Source organism: Brenneria populi (assembly GCF_036016195.1).
Lineage (GTDB): Bacteria > Pseudomonadota > Gammaproteobacteria > Enterobacterales > Enterobacteriaceae > Brenneria > Brenneria populi.
In genome coordinates this window covers 372,045-389,459 of sequence record NZ_JAYWTM010000001.1, presented here as the reverse complement: position 1 = coordinate 389,459, position 17,415 = coordinate 372,045, and the positions used below count along the sequence as shown (strand labels likewise).

Sequence of the window (17,415 nt, the reverse complement as noted above, 5' to 3'; positions counted from 1 at the left end):
CTATCACCCCCGAAGAATGGTCAGGATTTTTTGTTTTAATTCATCAATGCCTACACCAGAAACAAAAGGCATACCATGTACAACGGGAATATCACCGAATTCACGGTCAACACGGGCGGTGGTGCAAATTAAATCGGCGCCATCCATATAGGTTTCAATTTCATTAACACGACATTGAACTAATTCCACCGCGATGCCATTTTCATCACAGAGATCTTTAATTTCATCGGCAGCCATTGTTGAAGTCGCGACCGCGCCGCCGCATGCCACAATAATTTTACGTTTCATCGCTTTTTCCTTTTATAGTAGGTACAGAATTTAAGATTAAACAGCAGGTGAGAAAATTTGACGCTTAAAATAATCGGCGATCTTATTTTCCGGAACAGACAGTAAGCCCTCTATAAATTTAGGCTGCTGAAGCTGTCCGAATAATGCTTTAAGGAGTTTTAGCTGCTCCTGGGGATGCGTGACAACCAGGGCAATGACCAATTGGGCCTGAATAAAACCGTCGTCATCGGCCTGCGCAAAAGGCACCGGCGTTGCGGGTCGAATCAGGTAAATCGCCGGCTCTATGGCATGAGAGGCTTCGCAATGCGGTATTGCCACCGCGTGATTCTCTAATGCTATTCCCGTAGGATAGGTGGCTTCACGCTCCAGCAGCGCTGCGGGATAGGTCGCCTTTACCACCCCTTCTTTCAGCATCCTGGCGCCGATATGTTTAAGTGCTTCGGTTGAATCCTGAAATTCAACACCGGTTGCCACAAAAAGACGATAATTAGACATGTTCACCTCGCTTACCTGCGGATATCCCAGGTTCACAACCAAATGCATAGTCGCGCAGGACATCCTGTATTTTGTCAATAATGAGTTCTTTGGGATCTATTGGTAACGTTCCCGCTAATACGCGTTCGAATTGTTTCGGCAAATATTGGCTAATCAACCCAATGGGGATATCGGTATTTTTTAGATTATTCATCATTTTTTCGATAGCGCTGGTGATTCTGCTATTTGGCCAGTAATAACGAATACGATCAGATAAGCTATAGTGAATATCCACCAGGGCCTGTGAATATTCGGAACGATAATATTTTTTCCAATATATGGGTTCGTCAAGCATCACCTGTTCGATAACCGGCAGAACCTGGCTTCTCTCCTCGGGAAATATCAACTCCTGTTCAATGCTTGCAAGAGCAAAAATCGCTTCCCGCAGGGCAAAGGTCAGAGCAGGCCCCACCTTGAGAATGGCGAAATGATCTTTTACCAACGCTCGGTAGGCCGTTCGTGTTTGGTAATCGGTAGAATGCGCCTCATAAACAATCGGGGTTGATTCAATAAAACGGCTCAGATTAACCGCCTTGGCCGGTTCGTAATGAACGATGCTGCTGTGATCGAATTCAACGCCGGGCTGGACAACGAGACCAATAATTCTGCCAATCGCTTCGCTTAGCCCGGCTTGGTTAAATGCGGCGTGATGCAGTTTAATGGTCCGCTCCGCATCTGACGGGCGCGTAATATGCACCTCTTTGATTGCGGAGGCTTCGCCGCCGGGGACGGGAACTTCAGTCCCGATAACATAAGTCAACCGCGCCTTTTGCGCCGGCGTCGCGACCTCCTCCGCAACGCGGCATAATTCCGCCGCGCGGTTCGCCGCGACTTCCGGTTGCAAAGGAACATGATCATCCGCGCAGGACATCGATGCATCCAAATGGATCTTGCTGAAGCCGGCCCTGACATACTCGGCAATTAAAGTCCTGGACTTTTCCATGGCACATTCGGCAGGCTCATTTTGCCAACAGTTTGGCCCCAGATGGTCTCCTCCCAGAATTAGCCTCTCTTGTGGAAAACCGACCGCATCGGCGATAGAAATCACGTACTGCCGAAAATCCGCCGGTTTCATCCCGGTATAGCCGCCGAACTGGTTAACCTGATTGGAAGTCGCTTCTATCAGCACCTTCCGGTTAGAACCCAGATCGAAACGTAATGCCGCTTCAATCACTAACGGGTGAGCAGAACAAACAGAACAAATTCCGATATCAAGACCTTTCTTATGCGCGTCAATAATCTGTTTCATGCCATCCTCCAGGTGTGTGTGCATACAATCGTAACTTTTCGATAATTACACAAATCCTTTCTTTTTGTTATGTGATGACGATCAAGAATATTTCTCATTACTTTCGAAATATTTCGATTAAAGATAACATATTGATTTTAATTGAAAACACACAAAGAGAGTGTTAATAAACATTTGATATGTTGAAAAAATAGCGTTAACTACGGCTTCATGGAAAAACCGGCAAACGGAAGCTTTGCGTTTGCGGAATCACAAGTTTCGCCGTTCATCTCATCTGAAAAGATGGGTCGGATAGAGAAACCGCCTACGCGATATATCGCGCCGTGAAAGAGCGGGGAAAATACATAACTTATTATAAATAAACATTATTTAACCGAACCTCATGTCATAAGGACAGGCTGCCGAGGATACCCCGCCGCCATTCGCGCGGCAAAAATGGTAAATATCGCTCGCCGTGACTTCATGATATAGCGCCCATTTGTCCTCCCACGCCCGATCAATTGTCTTCCTTTTCTATATCTTTCGATTTAAAATATTATTCTTTTACAGGAGACTATCCCGAATGAATACGTATGAAAGGCGAAATAAGATTGTCGAGATGGTTAACGCGAGCGGAAGCATGCTGGTCAGCGATTTCTCAACGCAATTTGGCGTTACGGAAGTCACAATACGTGCAGATTTGAGGCTCCTGGAGAAAAAAGGCCTACTGATACGTTTTCACGGGGGCGCGGCGAAATCGGCTTCAGAAGTACCGGTCGCCCTGTTATCAGATGAAAATGATGAAGTTAGTTTGAACGATCGTTACATGCTCGCCGCAGACCCTAAAAGGCGCATCGCCATAGAAGCGGCAAAGATGGTCCATGAAGGCGATACGGTTCTCCTTGACAGCGGCAGCACGACAAAATCTCTTGCCGAAGAGCTTGTCAAGATGAAAAACATCACGATCATAACCAATAATCTTCCCGCAGCTTTACTTTTATCGGACAACCGGGATATCACATTAATCGTCTGTGGCGGAATGCTCAGGCATAAAACGGTTTCCCTGCATGGCCGCGTCGCGGAATATGCGATCGGAGAAGTTTCAGCCAATATCATGTTTGTCGGCGCTGACGGACTGGACTGTGAAAATGGCATAACCACGTTTAATGAGGGATATTCCATCAGTGGCATTATGGCATCGGTGTCTCAAAAAGTGGTGGTCGTGACGGACTCATCTAAGTTTGGGAAGAAAGGATTAAACAACGTATTACCCATTTCTAAAATAGATACCATAATCACAGATACAATGGCGCCAGAAGAGTATGTAAACACCCTGATTAACTTAGGGAAAGAAGTTAAGCTAACATGATATTGAAAATTTTTATCGCCCTGGGTTAATCGTCGCTAAATTCGGCGGCGTTAACGCCTGCGGCACACCTTGCCAACTGTATTCGTCTATAATTTATTCATGTAAATCAATTGGTTTTATATTTTCCCTCCCCTAATTCATTGAAGCCTTTATCCGGTTTAGCTTATTCAGTCTTACTCCGCCAAGATACTCTAAACGATGCCGTTCCCCGTTAATAAAACATACAGGCCGGCTTAACTTTGCCAGCCGATTATGCTCCGCCTGATTGCCAAATTCTAAGCCATGACCTTACTCCTCGCCCACCTTGCGCAAAAACCTTCGATAGCTTCTTTAAACTTGTGATCAAGCTCAAAAAAAGAAAAAACAAACAACACAAATCGAAAGATATCGACAATATTTAATTGGTTTCGAATTGTGTTTTATTGCTTCGCTAGTATGATGAAACACAGCGAATCTGTTTATAAGGTGGGCAAAATGATACTGACAGTGACTTTAAACCCCTCGGTGGACATCTCTTATCCCTTAAAACAACTGGACATCGATTCAGTAAATCGAGTGGCCGACGTCAGAAAAGAGGCTGGCGGCAAAGGCCTCAATGTTACAAGAGTGATAAAACTGGCTAATCAGGATGTGCTGGCCACAGGTTTTTTGGGGGGAATACTGGGGAGCTACATCGCCAAACGTTTGGACGATGTCAACATCAAACATGATTTTTACCCAGTAGCCGAAGAATCCAGAAACTGTATCGCCATATTACACGGCGGACTTCAGACGGAAATCCTGGAATCCGGCCCGGTTATTTCCCTTTCGGAACAAGAAAATTTCGTTAACCATTTTTCAGAACTACAGAAGTTAGCGAGAATAATTACCATTTCGGGCAGTTTACCCTCTGGCGTTCCAAAGGATTTTTACCAAAAGCTGATAGAACTGGCGAATAGAGAGAATAAAAAGGTATTACTCGACTGCTCCGGACAATGCCTGAAAAAAGCGATCGAAGGCTCCGTGCTGCCCTATTTAATCAAACCCAATAAAGAAGAACTGGAGCAACTTACGGGAAAATCTCTTGATTTAAATTCCATTCAATCTTTTGTTGATATTGTAAAAAGCCATAATGCGTTACAAGAAATACCGTGGATTGTTGTCTCTCTGGGAAAAAATGGCGCTTTTGCAAAAGTCAAAGATAAATATTTTTCGGTTAAAGTCCCCAGGATAAAAGTAATCAATGCGGTAGGCTCGGGAGATTCAACCATCGCCGGCCTTGCAATTGGCATAAACAATAATGAATCGTTCGAAGATATTTTAAAAAAAGCCATGGCGTTTGGTGTCCTTAATGCGCTTGAAGAGCAAACCGGCTGTATAAACATGTGCTTATATAAAAACATTTTTGACCAAATCACCGTCAATCCATATTGACGGCGCCGTTAGACCTACGCAATTAAAACATTTACTAAAAGGTAAATTAAATATGACCAAAATGACCGAACAGAAAAAACAGGCCATGCTCAGGTTATCAAATGAATCTGGAGTAATTGCCGCTTTGGCAATTGATCAGCGTGGCGCATTAAAGAAAATGATCTCGGCCCATAAACCTCAGGGCGCTGAAGATAAAGATATTATCGACTTCAAAACATTGGTTTCAAAAGAGCTGACGCCTTACGCATCCGCCATTCTGTTAGATCCCGAATATGGTCTGCCAGCCGCCAAAACCAGAAGCAGTAATGCCGGGTTGTTACTGGCTTATGAAAAAACGGGGTACGACGCCACTAAAAAGGGACGGCTTCCCGACCTGCTGAATGTCTGGTCGGCCAAACGGCTGAAAGAAGCCGGAGCGGATGCTGCGAAGTTCCTGCTTTATTATGACATCGATGAAAGCGCCGACATCAACGATAAAAAGCACGCGTTTATCGAACGCCTCGGCTCCGAGTGCGCGGCAGAAGATATTCCGTTCTACCTTGAGCTGGTTTCCTATGACGCCAACAATGCCGATACCGGCGGCAAAGAGTATGCGAAAGTAAAACCGCATAAAGTTAACGCGATGATGAAGGAGTTTTCCAAACCCCGCTACGCGGTCGATGTACTGAAAGTGGAAGTTCCGGTCAACATGAAATATGTGGAAGGCTATGCTTCGGGAAATGATTATGTTTATACCAGGGAGCAAGCCGCCCAGTACTTCAGAGAACAATCCGAAGCCTCGCCGCTGCCATTCATTTTCTTAAGCGCGGGCGTCAGCGCCGAACTGTTTCAGGAAACACTCCGGTTTGCCAAAACAGCCGGTTCAACGTTCAACGGCGTTTTGTGCGGACGCGCCACTTGGGCAAATGGCGTGGAGCCCTTTATTAAAGAAGGTGAAGATGCGGCCAAAAATTGGTTGCAAACCCAGGGTAAGAGAAATATTAACGATCTCAACGAAGTGCTGAAAGATACGGCATCGTCTTGGTTTGATAAAATTTAATACTGCTTTTTCATAGGGATACCATAATAGCCCTAAATACTTTTGGGCTATTATGCTCGTACGACAGAATTTTAAATATGATGAAAATAAGTTTAATTTTCGATCAACAATAAATAGCGCAGGCATGACCATGAATGATATGATTTTTAAACTTCCTATTGATAAAGTATTTTCTCCGACTATCAGTCAACGTCAGCTGGATCAGCTCCCCGTCATTGTTATTGAACATCCACAGGCGAGCGCCGCGATAACGTTGCAAGGAGCCCATCTTATAGATTGGCGACCGGCGAATGAAGAGCCGGTTTTTTGGTTGAGTAATAATACGAATTTTACTGAAAATATCGCTATCCGCGGCGGCATACCAATATGTTTCCCATGGTTTGGTTCATGTGCAAAACCTAATCATGGATTTGCCAGAATATTAACGTGGGAATTTACATCTCATAGCGAGGATGAAAATGGCGTAATGTTAACATTCACATTACGCGATACGCCGCAAACGCGTAAATATTGGGATCGCGAATTTACGCTTATCGCTAACTTTAAAATTGGAAAACAGTGCCGCGTTGAATTAGCGTGTTACGGCGAATACCATATAACCAGCGCACTGCACTCTTATTTCCTAATTGGCGATATTGATAAAATCAGCGTTAAAGGATTAGGTGATAAATATATCGATAGAGTCAATCAAAACAAAATATCTTCTATGCAAGGAGATCTGGTTTTTACCGATATCGCGGATCGTATTTACACACAATCTTCCGATGTTAACATCATAAATGACCCCGTTCTTAACCGTTCGATTGAAATCACACACACCAATCAGAGCGACATCGTCGTATGGAATGCCGGCTCGGAGCTATCACGCACCATAAGTGATATGCCTGATAACGGATATAAAAATTTTGTTTGCGTCGAGACGGCCCGAATTAATTCCCCCCTGACCGTGACTAAAACATCGCCGGCCAGGTATGCCATGCGCGTACAGGTTAAGAAATTATAATCGCCATACGGTGTAAAAAAACGCCGATGGCACCATAACTCCACGGATGGGGTTCACAAAAACAGACCTAAGATTAAGCGCGCAGAGCGGCCGCCACGTTGCAATAATGTTGCAGTAATATAGTGCAGACGCACCGCAATAAACACGATAAACGCCGGACGATTCGCCTGCCGTACGTCTCCATACACGCCAAATTTATATATCTTATTGTTTTTTAATTTATTTTCACCCACCTCCATACGCAAACCAGTTGGTATAGTTATTGCATTCATATGCGATGTGAAAACGTACGCTGATAGCGGTGTAACACGCCATTTCCCTAAAAAGTGCTGTGGAGGCCAATATTATGTCCATCGTGTATTCAACTGAGAATATTGCCGACGGGCAGCGTTTTGAATACTGGACAGAGGTAGTTTGTCGCCATTGTCTACAGGCATCAAATCGACCGGTAACCGAGAGCGGCTTTGTGGCATCAATGCAATTCCGAGCGATCAACGCCCTTTCGCTCAGCACGCTCAATGCGCCGCCGCATCGCTGGAAACGTGGGGCGCAGGATCTGCGCAGCGGCCCCAACGACGATCTCTGGCTGGGGCTGGTGCAGCAGGGACAGGCCCGTTTTGAGCAAAGCGGCCGCCAGGCGGTGCTGCCGACCGGCAGCATGGTGCTGTACGATTCGGCCAAAGAGTTTAATTTCGAGATCGACTCACGGGCGCTGCATATCCTGCGTATCCCGCGCCAGCTGTTGATACGGCGTCTCCCTAACGTAGAGAAATTTACCGCCATCGCGCTGGATGCCGGCCAGCCCGGCATGACGCCGCTGCGCGAGATGCTGCTGCAGGCCAGCTCGAACGCCATGTTGCTGACCCATGATGACGTGGCGATCAGGTATTTCGACATGATGCTGGATATGCTGGTCTTTAGTCTGCAAGTGGCGGATAACGATAACGCCGGCGATCGTTATGACAACCTGTACGAGAAAATCATGCGCTATATTCGCGCCCATTTGCAGGATGAGGATCTGTCGTTGGAAATGATCGCGAAAGCGCACTACGTCTCGCCGCGCACCGTGGTCCGGGCATTCTCCGCCCGGCAAAAAACGCCGATGGCCATGGTGTGGCAAGAGCGGCTGTTAGCCTGCCGCCATGCGCTGCAGGATAAACGCGCGCGCAGCGTGTCTCAGGTCGCGATGGAGTTCGGCTTTAAGGATCTGTCCCATTTCAGCCGCGCGTTTCGCCAGGCCTTCGGCTACGCGCCCAGTTCATTGTTAAAACAGGAAAGCGCCTTGTCCTGAATCCTCCGGGCTGACGGCTGAGCGACAGCGTCCTACAGGGCGCGGTCGCTTTTTTATCTCCTGCCGACGCCGGCTGCAACGCAGCACGCGATCGTTTTCTCTCCCCCGCGCAAACTGTCTTTTTGAGTACATCCGTTGTCCATTTGAGCCATGCGGCGCCATAGCTATCGGGTTAAAAGTGTCAATCAGGAGCGGGATATATCCCGGCTCTGCAATCGATTGCGTCCGCGTTGTGACCCACAGCGCGCGAGGCGCAGTCAATAAGGCCTGAAATACATGACAGGCCGTAATGATTAGCCCGTATTAAAAGTGAGGGGATGTCATGGAGTCGGTAATTGATAATCATCTGCAATGCCCAAAGCGCCGCCCTGAACAGATTAAAGACGATAATGTTTCTCCATCGGCAATAAAAGGTTGGCGTATGAGAGATTTTATGCATCGCACTATCTGGCGTCGGCGCCGGTTTATTCCTCTGGCGGCGCTGCTATTTTTTCAATCCGCTCAGGCGGTAGATTTGGATTCGCTGGATTTAGTCCCCGCGCCGGCGGGAACCGACGCCTTTATATCCTATTTTACCTACGCCAGCCGCGACAGTTATAAACCCGTTGGCGGCGATTATATAAAAGATGCTACCCGGCTGAATTCGCTGGTTGGTATTTTCCGCTACGTTCATTATATGGACGTCGCCGGTTTCACCGTGGCGCCACAGGTATTATTACCCTATGGGCGGCTCTATGACGGCAGACTGGCCGGCGCGCGGCTGAGTTCGGCATCAGGGCTGGGCGATCCGATCGTCACCGCGCCGGTTTGGCTGGTGAATAACCCGACTGCGGGAACAACCTTTGCCATTGTGCCCTATATCTACCTTCCTATGGGCAATTATGACGCCGGGGAAACGCTGAACATCGGCGAAAACCGCTGGAAGTTTGATTTACAGGTAGGGGGAACGCAGCGGCTTGGCGATAATTTTATCGCGCAGGCGTCGTTCGATACCACCTGGTATGGCGACAATGACGACGCCCTCGGCCGCGGCCAGGGCACGCTTTCACAGGACAACAGCTACCAGGCGCAACTATGGCTGACCTATACGCCTCCGCAGGACAAAACCTGGACCTTCGCCGCCGGCTATGCCAAAAACTGGGGCGGCGTTCAATATCTGAACGGCGCGGCGAACGGCGCCGCCACGCGTTCACAGCAGGTGCGTTTGCAAATGGCGAAATTCGTGCAGCCCGATCTGCAGGTGCAGTGGCTGGTGCAGCGTGACGCCAGCGCCGACGGCGGATTCAAAACCGATTTCAGCACCACGGTGCGCATCTTGAAGCTGTTCTGACGCCAACCGGGTCGGCAGACCCGGCGCGTTCAAACGGCGTCCGTCACCGCCCCGTGCGATGGCGGGCGCAAACCGCGCCGGCGCCCCGCGGCATCCGCATCCGGCGGGAAAGTATTGAGCGCCGTCGGCCCAGCCCGCGAAGATAACCGCTTCATCCCCAGGCATTTCCCCTTCGCCGTCAGCGCGCGATTTACCCTGCGCGCCTCAAGAAGAAAACCGCCCAAACCGGCATAACGCCCCCGTGCGGCGAATCGGCAAGCCGGTTGTCCTTCTCAGCAAAACAGCTGTCCCGGTGAAGCAAGCATCCGGAACCTTCCCCCTACATAGTATTAACCAGGCCAGGGATAGCCCGCTGTATCCGGGCCATCACTATAAGCCTATTCGGCAGGCTTCATCTTGAACATAAACCAGGAGCGCCCATGGAATCCGCCATCGACAAACACTTGAAATGTCCCCGAACGCTGTCCCGTCGCGTTCACGATGACTACCAGCCGCCCTTTCCGATGTTCGCGAGCCGCGCCGATGACAGCCTCGAACAGGTAGTCATGGCCTATCTTGGCGTACAGTTCCGCGAACGGCAGCGTGACGCCGCGCTGCGGGCCATGCGGCGCATTGTCTCAAGTTTTAGTCTCGCCGACGGTCCGGGGAACCACGATATAACTTATCACCTCGACGGCCAGGGCTACGGCAACTTTATCGTCGCCGGCTACTGGCGCGATCCGGGCGCGTACTGCCGCTGGCTGCGTTCGCCGTCGGTCGCCGGCTGGTGGGAGGATGGGGCGCGGTTGAACGAGGGGCTGGGCTATTTTCGCGAGATTGTCGCGCCGCGCGCCGAGCAGTTCGAAACCCTGTACGCGTTTACAGAAGATCTGCCGGGCGTCGGCGCCATTATGGATAACATCAGCGGCGAAGTGCAGGAGCATGGTTACTGGGGCTCGGTACGCGACCGTTTCCCCATCTCCCAAACCGACTGGATGCAACCCTCCGGCGAGCTGCGCATTCTCTGCGGCGATCCCGCTAAAGGCGGGCGCGTGGTGGTACAGGGCCATGACAATATCGCGCTGATCCGTTCGGGGCAGGACTGGGCGGACGCCGGGGAAGAAGAGCGCGAGCTGTACCTTAAGCAGATGTTGCCGCCCCTGCAGGACGGCATGGATTTTCTGCGCGACGAGGGCCAGGCGCTGGGTTGCTACAGCAACCGTTTCGTCCGCAACATCGATCTGGACGGCAATCTGTTGGATATCGCCTACGACATCGGCCACTGGCGCTCGCTCGATAGGCTGGAGCGCTGGGCGGAATCCCACCCCACCCACCTGCGCATATTCACTACGTTTTTCCGCGTGGTCACCGGCCTGCAAAAACTGCGGCTTTATCACGAAGTTTCGGTCTCCGATGCGCGCCACCAGATGTTCGAATACATCAACTGTCATGCGCAAACCGGGATGATGCGCGATGCGCAATCCGGGCGCTGATTATTCCGTTTTTCAATCTACCCATCCGGCGTATTCAACGAAGTATCGATAAAGCGCCGCATTAACAGAGGAAATCATATGGCTATTGAACGCCCAAGCGCTGAACAACTGCAAGAGATCGCCAGCCGCTTACATATCCCGCTTACGCCGGAACTGGCGCGTGAATACCTGGCGCTGATGCAGGCGAATTTCGACGCCTACGATCTGGTTGACGAACTGCCCGACGAGCTCCCCGCGGTGCGCTACCCGCGCGAGGCCGGCTATCGCCCCGAAGGGGCGGAAAACCCGCTTAACGCCTGGTACTACAAGACCGAAGTGAAAGGCGCCGAAACAGGCAAACTGTCCGGCCGTACCGTCGCGCTCAAGGATAATATCTCTCTGGCCGGCGTGCCGATGATGAATGGCGCATCGACGCTGGAGGGCTTCGTTCCCGCTTATGATGCGACCATCGTCACGCGTCTGCTGGATGCCGGCGCCACGATCATCGGCAAAGCCACCTGCGAACACTTTTGTCTGTCCGGCGGCAGCCATACCTCCGACCCGGCGCCGGTGCATAATCCCAACCGCCACGGCTATGCCGCCGGCGGCTCCTCATCCGGCAGCGCCGCTCTGGTGGCCGCCGGCGCGGTCGATATGGCCATTGGCTGCGATCAGGGCGGTTCCATACGCATCCCTTCGGCATTCTGCGGCACCTATGGCATGAAGCCGACCCACGGTCTGGTGCCTTATACCGGCATCATGCCGATCGAAGCCACCGTGGATCACGCCGGCCCGATTACCGCCAATGTGCGCGACAACGCCCTGATGCTTGAAGCGATCGCCGGCGCCGACGGGCTGGATCCGCGTCAGTATGCGCCGCCGGTGCAGGCCTACAGTGAGTTTCTGGACCGCGGCGTTGACGACCTGAAGATCGGCATCGTGACCGAGGGGTTCCAGCTCGCCAATCAGGACCCGCGCGTCGCCGACAAAGTCCGCGAGGCCATTGCCCGCCTTGAGCGTCTGGGGGCAACCGTAGGCGAAATATCGCTCCCCGAACATCAACTGGCGGGCGCACTCTGGACGCCGATCGGCTGCGAAGGGCTGACCATGCAGATGATGCACGGCAACGGCATGGGGTTTAACTGGGAAGGCCAATATGACGTGGCGCTGCTGGATAAGCACGCGCAGTGGCGATCCCAGGCCGACGCGCTGTCCGCTTCGCTGAAAATCTGTATGTTCGTCGGCCAATACGGGCTGGAGCGCTACCACGGCCGCTACTATGCCAAGGCCCAGAACATCGCGCGCCGCGCCCGCGCCGGCTATGACCGTGAGCTGGCGAACTATGACCTGTTGATCATGCCGACGGTTCCCATCGTCGCGCAGCCCCTGCCTGAACCAGGATGCTCCGTCACCCAATATATTTCGCGGGCGTTTGAAATGATCGGCAATACGGCGCCGCTGGATATTACCGGCCACCCCGCCATGTCGATCCCCTGCGGCCTGGTCGAGGGGTTGCCGGTGGGGATGATGCTGGTCGGGCGTCACTATGCCGAAGGCGCGATCTACCAGGCCGCCGCCGCGTTCGAAGCGTCCGGCGACTGGCGCGCCTGCTAAAAAACCGCGAGATAAACGGCTAATGTTGTTCACTTAAGCCCATTTTTAGGGGAAACGCAGGGGGAGGTTTCCGTAGGAACGCCTCACCCCTGTGGTCGCCCCGTGTATCTCAATACTTAAACGATCGGCATTAGAGATAAACGGCGGGATTTATCCCGATCCTGCCGTATACGCCGCGTCTACAGCGCGCCGCCCGGCCGGGCGGCGGATGGACCCACAAATTGCCTTGCCGGCGGCGGCGTAAACGCGCCGGCGCTATGGAGATAATATGCCGCACAACCACGCGTTTTTTTTCAACGCCCCGCCGTTCAATCCCCCCCATTTTCCCGGTCGGCACAAGATCCGCCGCCGCAATCCGTGGCCGCTGCTGATGCTGCTGGCCGGAGCCGGTTTCTTTTCCGGCGCCCAGGCTACGGCCACGCATTATCCGCTGACGATAGACAACTGCGGCAGTACGCTGACGTTTCAGCACGCGCCGACCAAAGCGGTGACTATCGGTCAGACAGGCAGCGAGATGCTCTACGCCCTGGGGCTGGGGGACAAAATGGCGGGAACGTCGCTCTGGTTCAATAACGTGTTGCCGCAATACCAGGCGCAGAACGATAAAGTCGAACGCCTGGCCGATAACGCGCCGGGGTTTGAGACGGTAACGAGCAAACGCCCGCAATTGGTGGTCGTACAGTTTGAATGGATGGTCGGCCCGCAGGGCGCGGTGGGTACCCGACAGCAATTCCATGAATTAAACATTCCCACCTACCTTATGCCCTCCGACTGCGAAGGCAAAAACAACCTGATCGGCGCCGACGGCACGCGCCAGGAAACTTTCCGTATTGAGAGTATTTATAAAAGCATCAGCCAGCTAGCGGCGATTTTCGATGTTCAGCCGCGCGGCGAACAGCTGAATGAGGAGTTGCAGACCCGCCTGGCCAAAGCCCGGGCGCTGTTGCAGCACCAGGATTTCACCGGCGCCAGCGCGCTCTTCTGGTTCTCCAGCAGCGATCTAAAAAGCGATCCTTTCGTCGCCGGGCGCAAAGGCATCCCTGATTTTATGCTGAACACGCTGGGAGTGCGCAATATCGTCGAGTCTGACGAAGAGTGGCCGACCGTCGGCTGGGAGACCATCGCCAAAGCCAACCCGACGTTTATTATCATTGCCCGCATGGATCGGCGGCGTTTCCCTGCCGATGACTACCAGAAGAAGCTGGAGTTTCTGCAACACGACCCGGTCACCCGCAACATGGCCGCGGTCAAGAATAAGCGCATTATTATCCTGGACGCCGAAGCGATGCATGCCGGTCTGAGAATGTTTTACGGTCTGGAAACCCTTGCCTCCGCCTTCATCGATCGGGCGGATTTGTCCAAATGACCCGCGCATGGCTGGCAAGCTTTATCGCCTGCCTGATACTGTTTGCCGCGGTATTGATGGGGATCGCCATCGGCGAAACATCGATTAAACCCGCCGTGGTTATCCAGGTGATAATCAATAAACTGTGCTCGGCGGGCTACGCGCTGGACCCGATCGACGAGGGGATTATCTGGAACTACCGGCTGCCCCGCGCCCTGGTCGCCGGCGCCTGCGGCGCGGGCCTGGCGACATGCGGCGTGATACTGCAATCGCTGCTGCGCAACCCGCTGGCCGACCCCTATCTGCTCGGCATCTCCGCCGGCGCGTCCACCGGCGTGGTGCTGGTGGCGCTGTTCGGCCTGGGGGCCGGCGTCCTCACGCTCTCCGGCGGGGCTTTTGCGGGTGCCATCTGCGCCTTTATCCTCGTCACGCTGTTGGCCAGGGCGGGCGGCGCCTCCGCTCCGGCAACGCAGATCATTCTGGCGGGCATTGCCGGTTCGCAGTTGTTCAATGCGCTTACCGCCTTTTTAATCACCAAGTCGGCCAGTTCCGAACAGGCGCGCGGCATTATGTTCTGGATGCTGGGAAGCCTTAGCGGCGTCCGCTGGTCCGCGGTATGGCTGGCGGTCCCGATGGCATTGCTGGGATTGCTGGTTTGTTTGTGGCATCGCAGAGCGTTGGACGCCTTCTCCTTCGGCGTCGACTCTGCCGCGGGGCTTGGCATTCCCGTCCGCCGGATACAACTGCTGTTGATAAGCTGCGCGGCGCTGGTGACCGCCATTATGGTGTCGATCGTCGGTTCTATCGGTTTTGTCGGGCTGGTGATTCCCCACGCGGTACGCCTGCTGGCGGGCACTCGGCATGCCCGGCTATTGCCGTTTAGCGCATTATGCGGCGCGCTGTTCCTGATCGCGGCCGATATTCTTTCCCGCACTCTGATCGCCGGCCAGGTGATCCCCGTCGGGGTGATCACCGCCCTGGTCGGCGCCCCGGTATTCGCCCTGATCTTGCTGGACAGAAGGAGAACGCGATGACCGCCGTCCCGCCCTTGTCGGAACCTGCCGTACTTAGCTGTGCAAATTTAAGTTTCAAGCACGGCGGTTCTCTGCTGCTACAGGATGTCGCGCTGTCGGTGGGCCATAAAGAAACCCTCGGTATCGTCGGCCCCAACGGTTCGGGAAAATCCACCTTGCTCAAGTTACTGGGCGGGCTGCGAAAGCCCGACGGCGGCGCCGTCCTGCTCGGGGGAAAAGACCTGCGGCGCTGGCCGCGCCGGAGCAGAGCGCGCGCGATCGCCATCGTCGAGCAACAGGCCGACACCGAAGACGTTATCAGCGTATTCGACGTCGTCGCGCTGGGCCGCACGCCGTGGCTGTCGGCATTAAGCCCCTGGTCGGCGCAAGAGGAGGCCATCGTGCGGCAGGCTTTGCATGACGTCGGCGCCGCGCATCTCAGCGCCCGGCGCTGGCACAGCCTGTCGGGAGGCGAACGCCAACGGGTGCATATCGCCAGGGCGCTGGCCCAACGCCCGCAAATTCTGCTGCTGGATGAGCCGGGCAATCATCTGGATATTCAGCATCAGTTGGCCATTCTGACGCTGGTTCGCCGCTTACCGGTAACCACGCTGGTCGCCCTGCACGACCTCAACCACGCCCTGCACTGCGATCGTCTGGCGGTGCTGGATCGGGGAAGGCTGATCGCGCTGGGGCCGCCGCTCGAAGTGCTGACGCCGCAACTGCTGCTCGATACTTTCGGCGTGCGCGTCCGCTATTTGACCGATCCGCTCGACGGCGCCACCCTGTTGCGCTTTAAGCAAAAGAGAGTCTCATGACCACTATCAGCAACACGGATAACGGCGAGCTGGCCGCGGCGTTAAGCCACCGCGAGGGGCAGGCGCCATTCAATAAACCCTGGAAGCTGCGCGTTTTTGCCGTCGCCGCGGCGCCCTGCGAGGCCGGAGAAGAGTGGCGCTATTACGAACATTTCGTCACCGCGCTGATTTAATCCTCGGACGGCGTCCCCCCGTTTACCCATCGGCGCATATCCGCATCAGGCGCGCCCAGGCGGACGGGCCAAGTTGCCACGCCTGACAAGGCGCAGAGAATTGTCAGGCGTTTTTTTCATGCGGCGATATCGCTAAACAACGCCCGGCTTACAGCGCAGTGCGCGCGGTCTCTTTCCCTAAAATCACGATCGCCAGCACCGCCAGCAGGATCGCTATGCTGAATAGCGAGAAGATGCCGCCGATGGATACGCCGGCCGAAACCAGATATCCCACCATCAAGGGTCCGAGGATCCCGCCGACGCGTCCGATAGCGGCGGCGACGCCGGCCCCGGTGGTTCTGATCCGCGTGGCGTACTGTTCCGGCGTATAGGCATACAGCGCGCCCCAGGCGCCCAGGTTAAAGAAAGAGAGCAGCGAACCGTAACACAGCAACTGCGCGCCGGAATCGGCATTGCCGAAGAAATAGGCGCTGACCAGCGTGCCCAGCAGATAAACGGCCAGCACCCACCGCCGCCCTACTCGTTCAATCAGCCAGGCGACTGAAAAATAGCCCGGCAGCTGGGCGACGGTCATCGCCAGGACATAGCCGAAACTTTTCACCAGATCGAACCCCTTCATCATCATGACGCTGGGCAGCCACAGGAACATGCCGTAATAAGAAAAAACCACGCAGAACCACACAATCCACAGCATCAGGCTGCGGCGGCGGTACTCGCCGGCCCACAGCGCCGCGATCTTGCTAAGGAACGATGATTCTTTATCTTGCCGGCTCAGATGAAGATAGTACGGCGAATCCGGCAAGCTGAAACGCAGATAGAACGCGTAAAACGCCGGCAGCGCGCACAGCAGCATCGCGCCGCGCCAGCCGACGCCGGGCAATGGAATAAGGAAATAGGCGATCAGCGCCGCCAGCAGCCAGCCCACGGCCCAGAAGCTTTCCAGCAGCACCACCACGCGTCCGCGCACCTCGGGCGCGACGCTCTCGCTGACCAGCGTCGACGCCACCGGCAGTTCGCCGCCCAGCCCCATGCCGATGAAAAAACGCAGCGCCAGCAGACTGCCCAGCCCCCAGGCGAAGGCGCTTAGCCCGCTGGCGACGCTGAACATCAACAGCGTCAGCATAAAGGCCGACCTGCGCCCCTTTCTGTCGGCATAGAGGCCGAAAACAAAGGCGCCGACCGCCATACCGATGGAATTTACGCTGCCGATCAGCCCCATCTGCGCGGCCGTCAGCCCCCAATCCTGTTTCAAGGCGGCTAAAATGAAGGATAATAACCCTACGTCCATCGCGTCGAACAGCCACCCGGTTCCGCATATCAACAACAGTTTATTATGCGAGAAAGCGCCCTGCCGAACCTGAGACAACATCATGATGGTCTTTATCATATCAAGGTGAAGGTTCGGGCATTATATCGCATCATCGCGGATTGTAATGCCGCTTTGCGTTCTTTAGCGCAGAACGCGGCGACCTCTAATGCCGTTCGCCGGGCGCAAGCGGGGTTAGC

General features: G+C 53.9%; 17 protein-coding genes. 12 read left to right on the top strand and 5 right to left on the bottom strand.

Annotated features, from left to right (window positions below; all coding sequences use genetic code 11):
* Positions 1-3: 3 nt before the first annotated feature.
* From gatB to gatZ, 3 genes are read right to left on the bottom strand one after another with little or no spacing between them, the layout of a single operon-like run.
* Positions 4-288 carry a PTS galactitol transporter subunit IIB gene (gatB, locus tag VSX58_RS01780; RefSeq protein WP_327616544.1) on the bottom strand — a complete coding sequence of 95 codons (285 nt, stop codon included), beginning with the start codon at positions 286-288 and terminating at the stop codon, positions 4-6.
* A 36-nt stretch (positions 289-324) separates the two neighbouring features.
* Positions 325-783 (bottom strand): PTS galactitol transporter subunit IIA, encoded by a 459-nt coding sequence (gatA, locus tag VSX58_RS01775; protein WP_327616543.1) that lies wholly within the window; start codon positions 781-783, stop codon positions 325-327.
* Entirely contained in the window at positions 776-2,071 is a 1,296-nt protein-coding gene (gatZ, locus tag VSX58_RS01770) for a tagatose-bisphosphate aldolase subunit GatZ (RefSeq protein WP_327616542.1), read from the bottom strand. The genes gatA and gatZ overlap by 8 nt, the downstream gene beginning before the upstream one ends.
* A gap of 562 nt (positions 2,072-2,633) precedes the next feature.
* On the opposite strand from gatZ, the gene VSX58_RS01765 reads away from it, so the two are divergent.
* From VSX58_RS01765 to VSX58_RS01750, 4 genes are all read left to right on the top strand, one after another.
* Positions 2,634-3,419 (top strand): DeoR/GlpR family DNA-binding transcription regulator, encoded by a 786-nt coding sequence (locus VSX58_RS01765; RefSeq protein WP_327616541.1) that lies wholly within the window; start codon positions 2,634-2,636, stop codon positions 3,417-3,419.
* A 474-nt stretch (positions 3,420-3,893) separates the two neighbouring features.
* Positions 3,894-4,832: a hexose kinase gene (locus tag VSX58_RS01760; protein WP_327616540.1), complete on the top strand. Its 939-nt coding sequence runs from the start codon at positions 3,894-3,896 to the stop codon at positions 4,830-4,832.
* Between the two features lie 52 nt (positions 4,833-4,884).
* Positions 4,885-5,871: a tagatose-bisphosphate aldolase gene (lacD, locus tag VSX58_RS01755; RefSeq protein ID WP_327616539.1), complete on the top strand. Its 987-nt coding sequence runs from the start codon at positions 4,885-4,887 to the stop codon at positions 5,869-5,871.
* A gap of 130 nt (positions 5,872-6,001) precedes the next feature.
* On the top strand, positions 6,002-6,874 hold the full coding sequence (locus VSX58_RS01750) for a D-hexose-6-phosphate mutarotase (RefSeq protein ID WP_327616538.1): 873 nt from the start codon (positions 6,002-6,004) through the stop codon (positions 6,872-6,874).
* 53 nt (positions 6,875-6,927) lie between these two features.
* Here VSX58_RS01750 and VSX58_RS01745 read toward each other — a convergent pair whose 3' ends face one another.
* Positions 6,928-7,113 (bottom strand): hypothetical protein, encoded by a 186-nt coding sequence (locus VSX58_RS01745; protein ID WP_327616537.1) that lies wholly within the window; start codon positions 7,111-7,113, stop codon positions 6,928-6,930.
* A 107-nt stretch (positions 7,114-7,220) separates the two neighbouring features.
* On the opposite strand from VSX58_RS01745, the gene VSX58_RS01740 reads away from it, so the two are divergent.
* From VSX58_RS01740 to VSX58_RS01705, 8 genes are all read left to right on the top strand, one after another.
* Positions 7,221-8,165: a helix-turn-helix domain-containing protein gene (locus VSX58_RS01740; RefSeq protein ID WP_327616536.1), complete on the top strand. Its 945-nt coding sequence runs from the start codon at positions 7,221-7,223 to the stop codon at positions 8,163-8,165.
* Positions 8,166-8,586: 421 nt separating this feature from the next.
* Entirely contained in the window at positions 8,587-9,495 is a 909-nt protein-coding gene (locus VSX58_RS01735) for a transporter (protein WP_327616535.1), read from the top strand.
* 419 nt (positions 9,496-9,914) lie between these two features.
* On the top strand, positions 9,915-10,967 hold the full coding sequence (oxdA, locus tag VSX58_RS01730) for an aliphatic aldoxime dehydratase (protein WP_327616534.1): 1,053 nt from the start codon (positions 9,915-9,917) through the stop codon (positions 10,965-10,967).
* 78 nt (positions 10,968-11,045) lie between these two features.
* Positions 11,046-12,560 (top strand): amidase, encoded by a 1,515-nt coding sequence (locus tag VSX58_RS01725; RefSeq protein WP_327616533.1) that lies wholly within the window; start codon positions 11,046-11,048, stop codon positions 12,558-12,560.
* Between the two features lie 268 nt (positions 12,561-12,828).
* The gene (locus VSX58_RS01720) at positions 12,829-13,926 is read left to right on the top strand and encodes an ABC transporter substrate-binding protein (RefSeq protein ID WP_327616532.1); all 1,098 of its coding nucleotides are present in this window, start codon (positions 12,829-12,831) and stop codon (positions 13,924-13,926) included.
* Positions 13,923-14,939, top strand: a complete 1,017-nt coding sequence (locus VSX58_RS01715) for a FecCD family ABC transporter permease (RefSeq protein ID WP_327616531.1) — start codon at positions 13,923-13,925, stop codon at positions 14,937-14,939. Before VSX58_RS01720 ends, VSX58_RS01715 begins: the two co-directional genes overlap by 4 nt.
* A complete protein-coding gene (locus tag VSX58_RS01710; protein WP_327616530.1) occupies positions 14,936-15,736 on the top strand; it encodes an ABC transporter ATP-binding protein in 801 nt (266 codons plus the stop codon). Before VSX58_RS01715 ends, VSX58_RS01710 begins: the two co-directional genes overlap by 4 nt.
* On the top strand, positions 15,733-15,909 hold the full coding sequence (locus VSX58_RS01705; RefSeq protein WP_327616529.1) for a hypothetical protein: 177 nt from the start codon (positions 15,733-15,735) through the stop codon (positions 15,907-15,909). The genes VSX58_RS01710 and VSX58_RS01705 overlap by 4 nt, the downstream gene beginning before the upstream one ends.
* A 148-nt stretch (positions 15,910-16,057) precedes the next feature.
* Here the strand turns inward: VSX58_RS01705 and VSX58_RS01700 are convergent, their stop codons facing one another.
* Complete coding sequence (locus VSX58_RS01700) at positions 16,058-17,281, bottom strand: MFS transporter (RefSeq protein ID WP_327616528.1); 1,224 nt, start codon at positions 17,279-17,281, stop codon at positions 16,058-16,060.
* Positions 17,282-17,415: the final 134 nt, after the last annotated feature.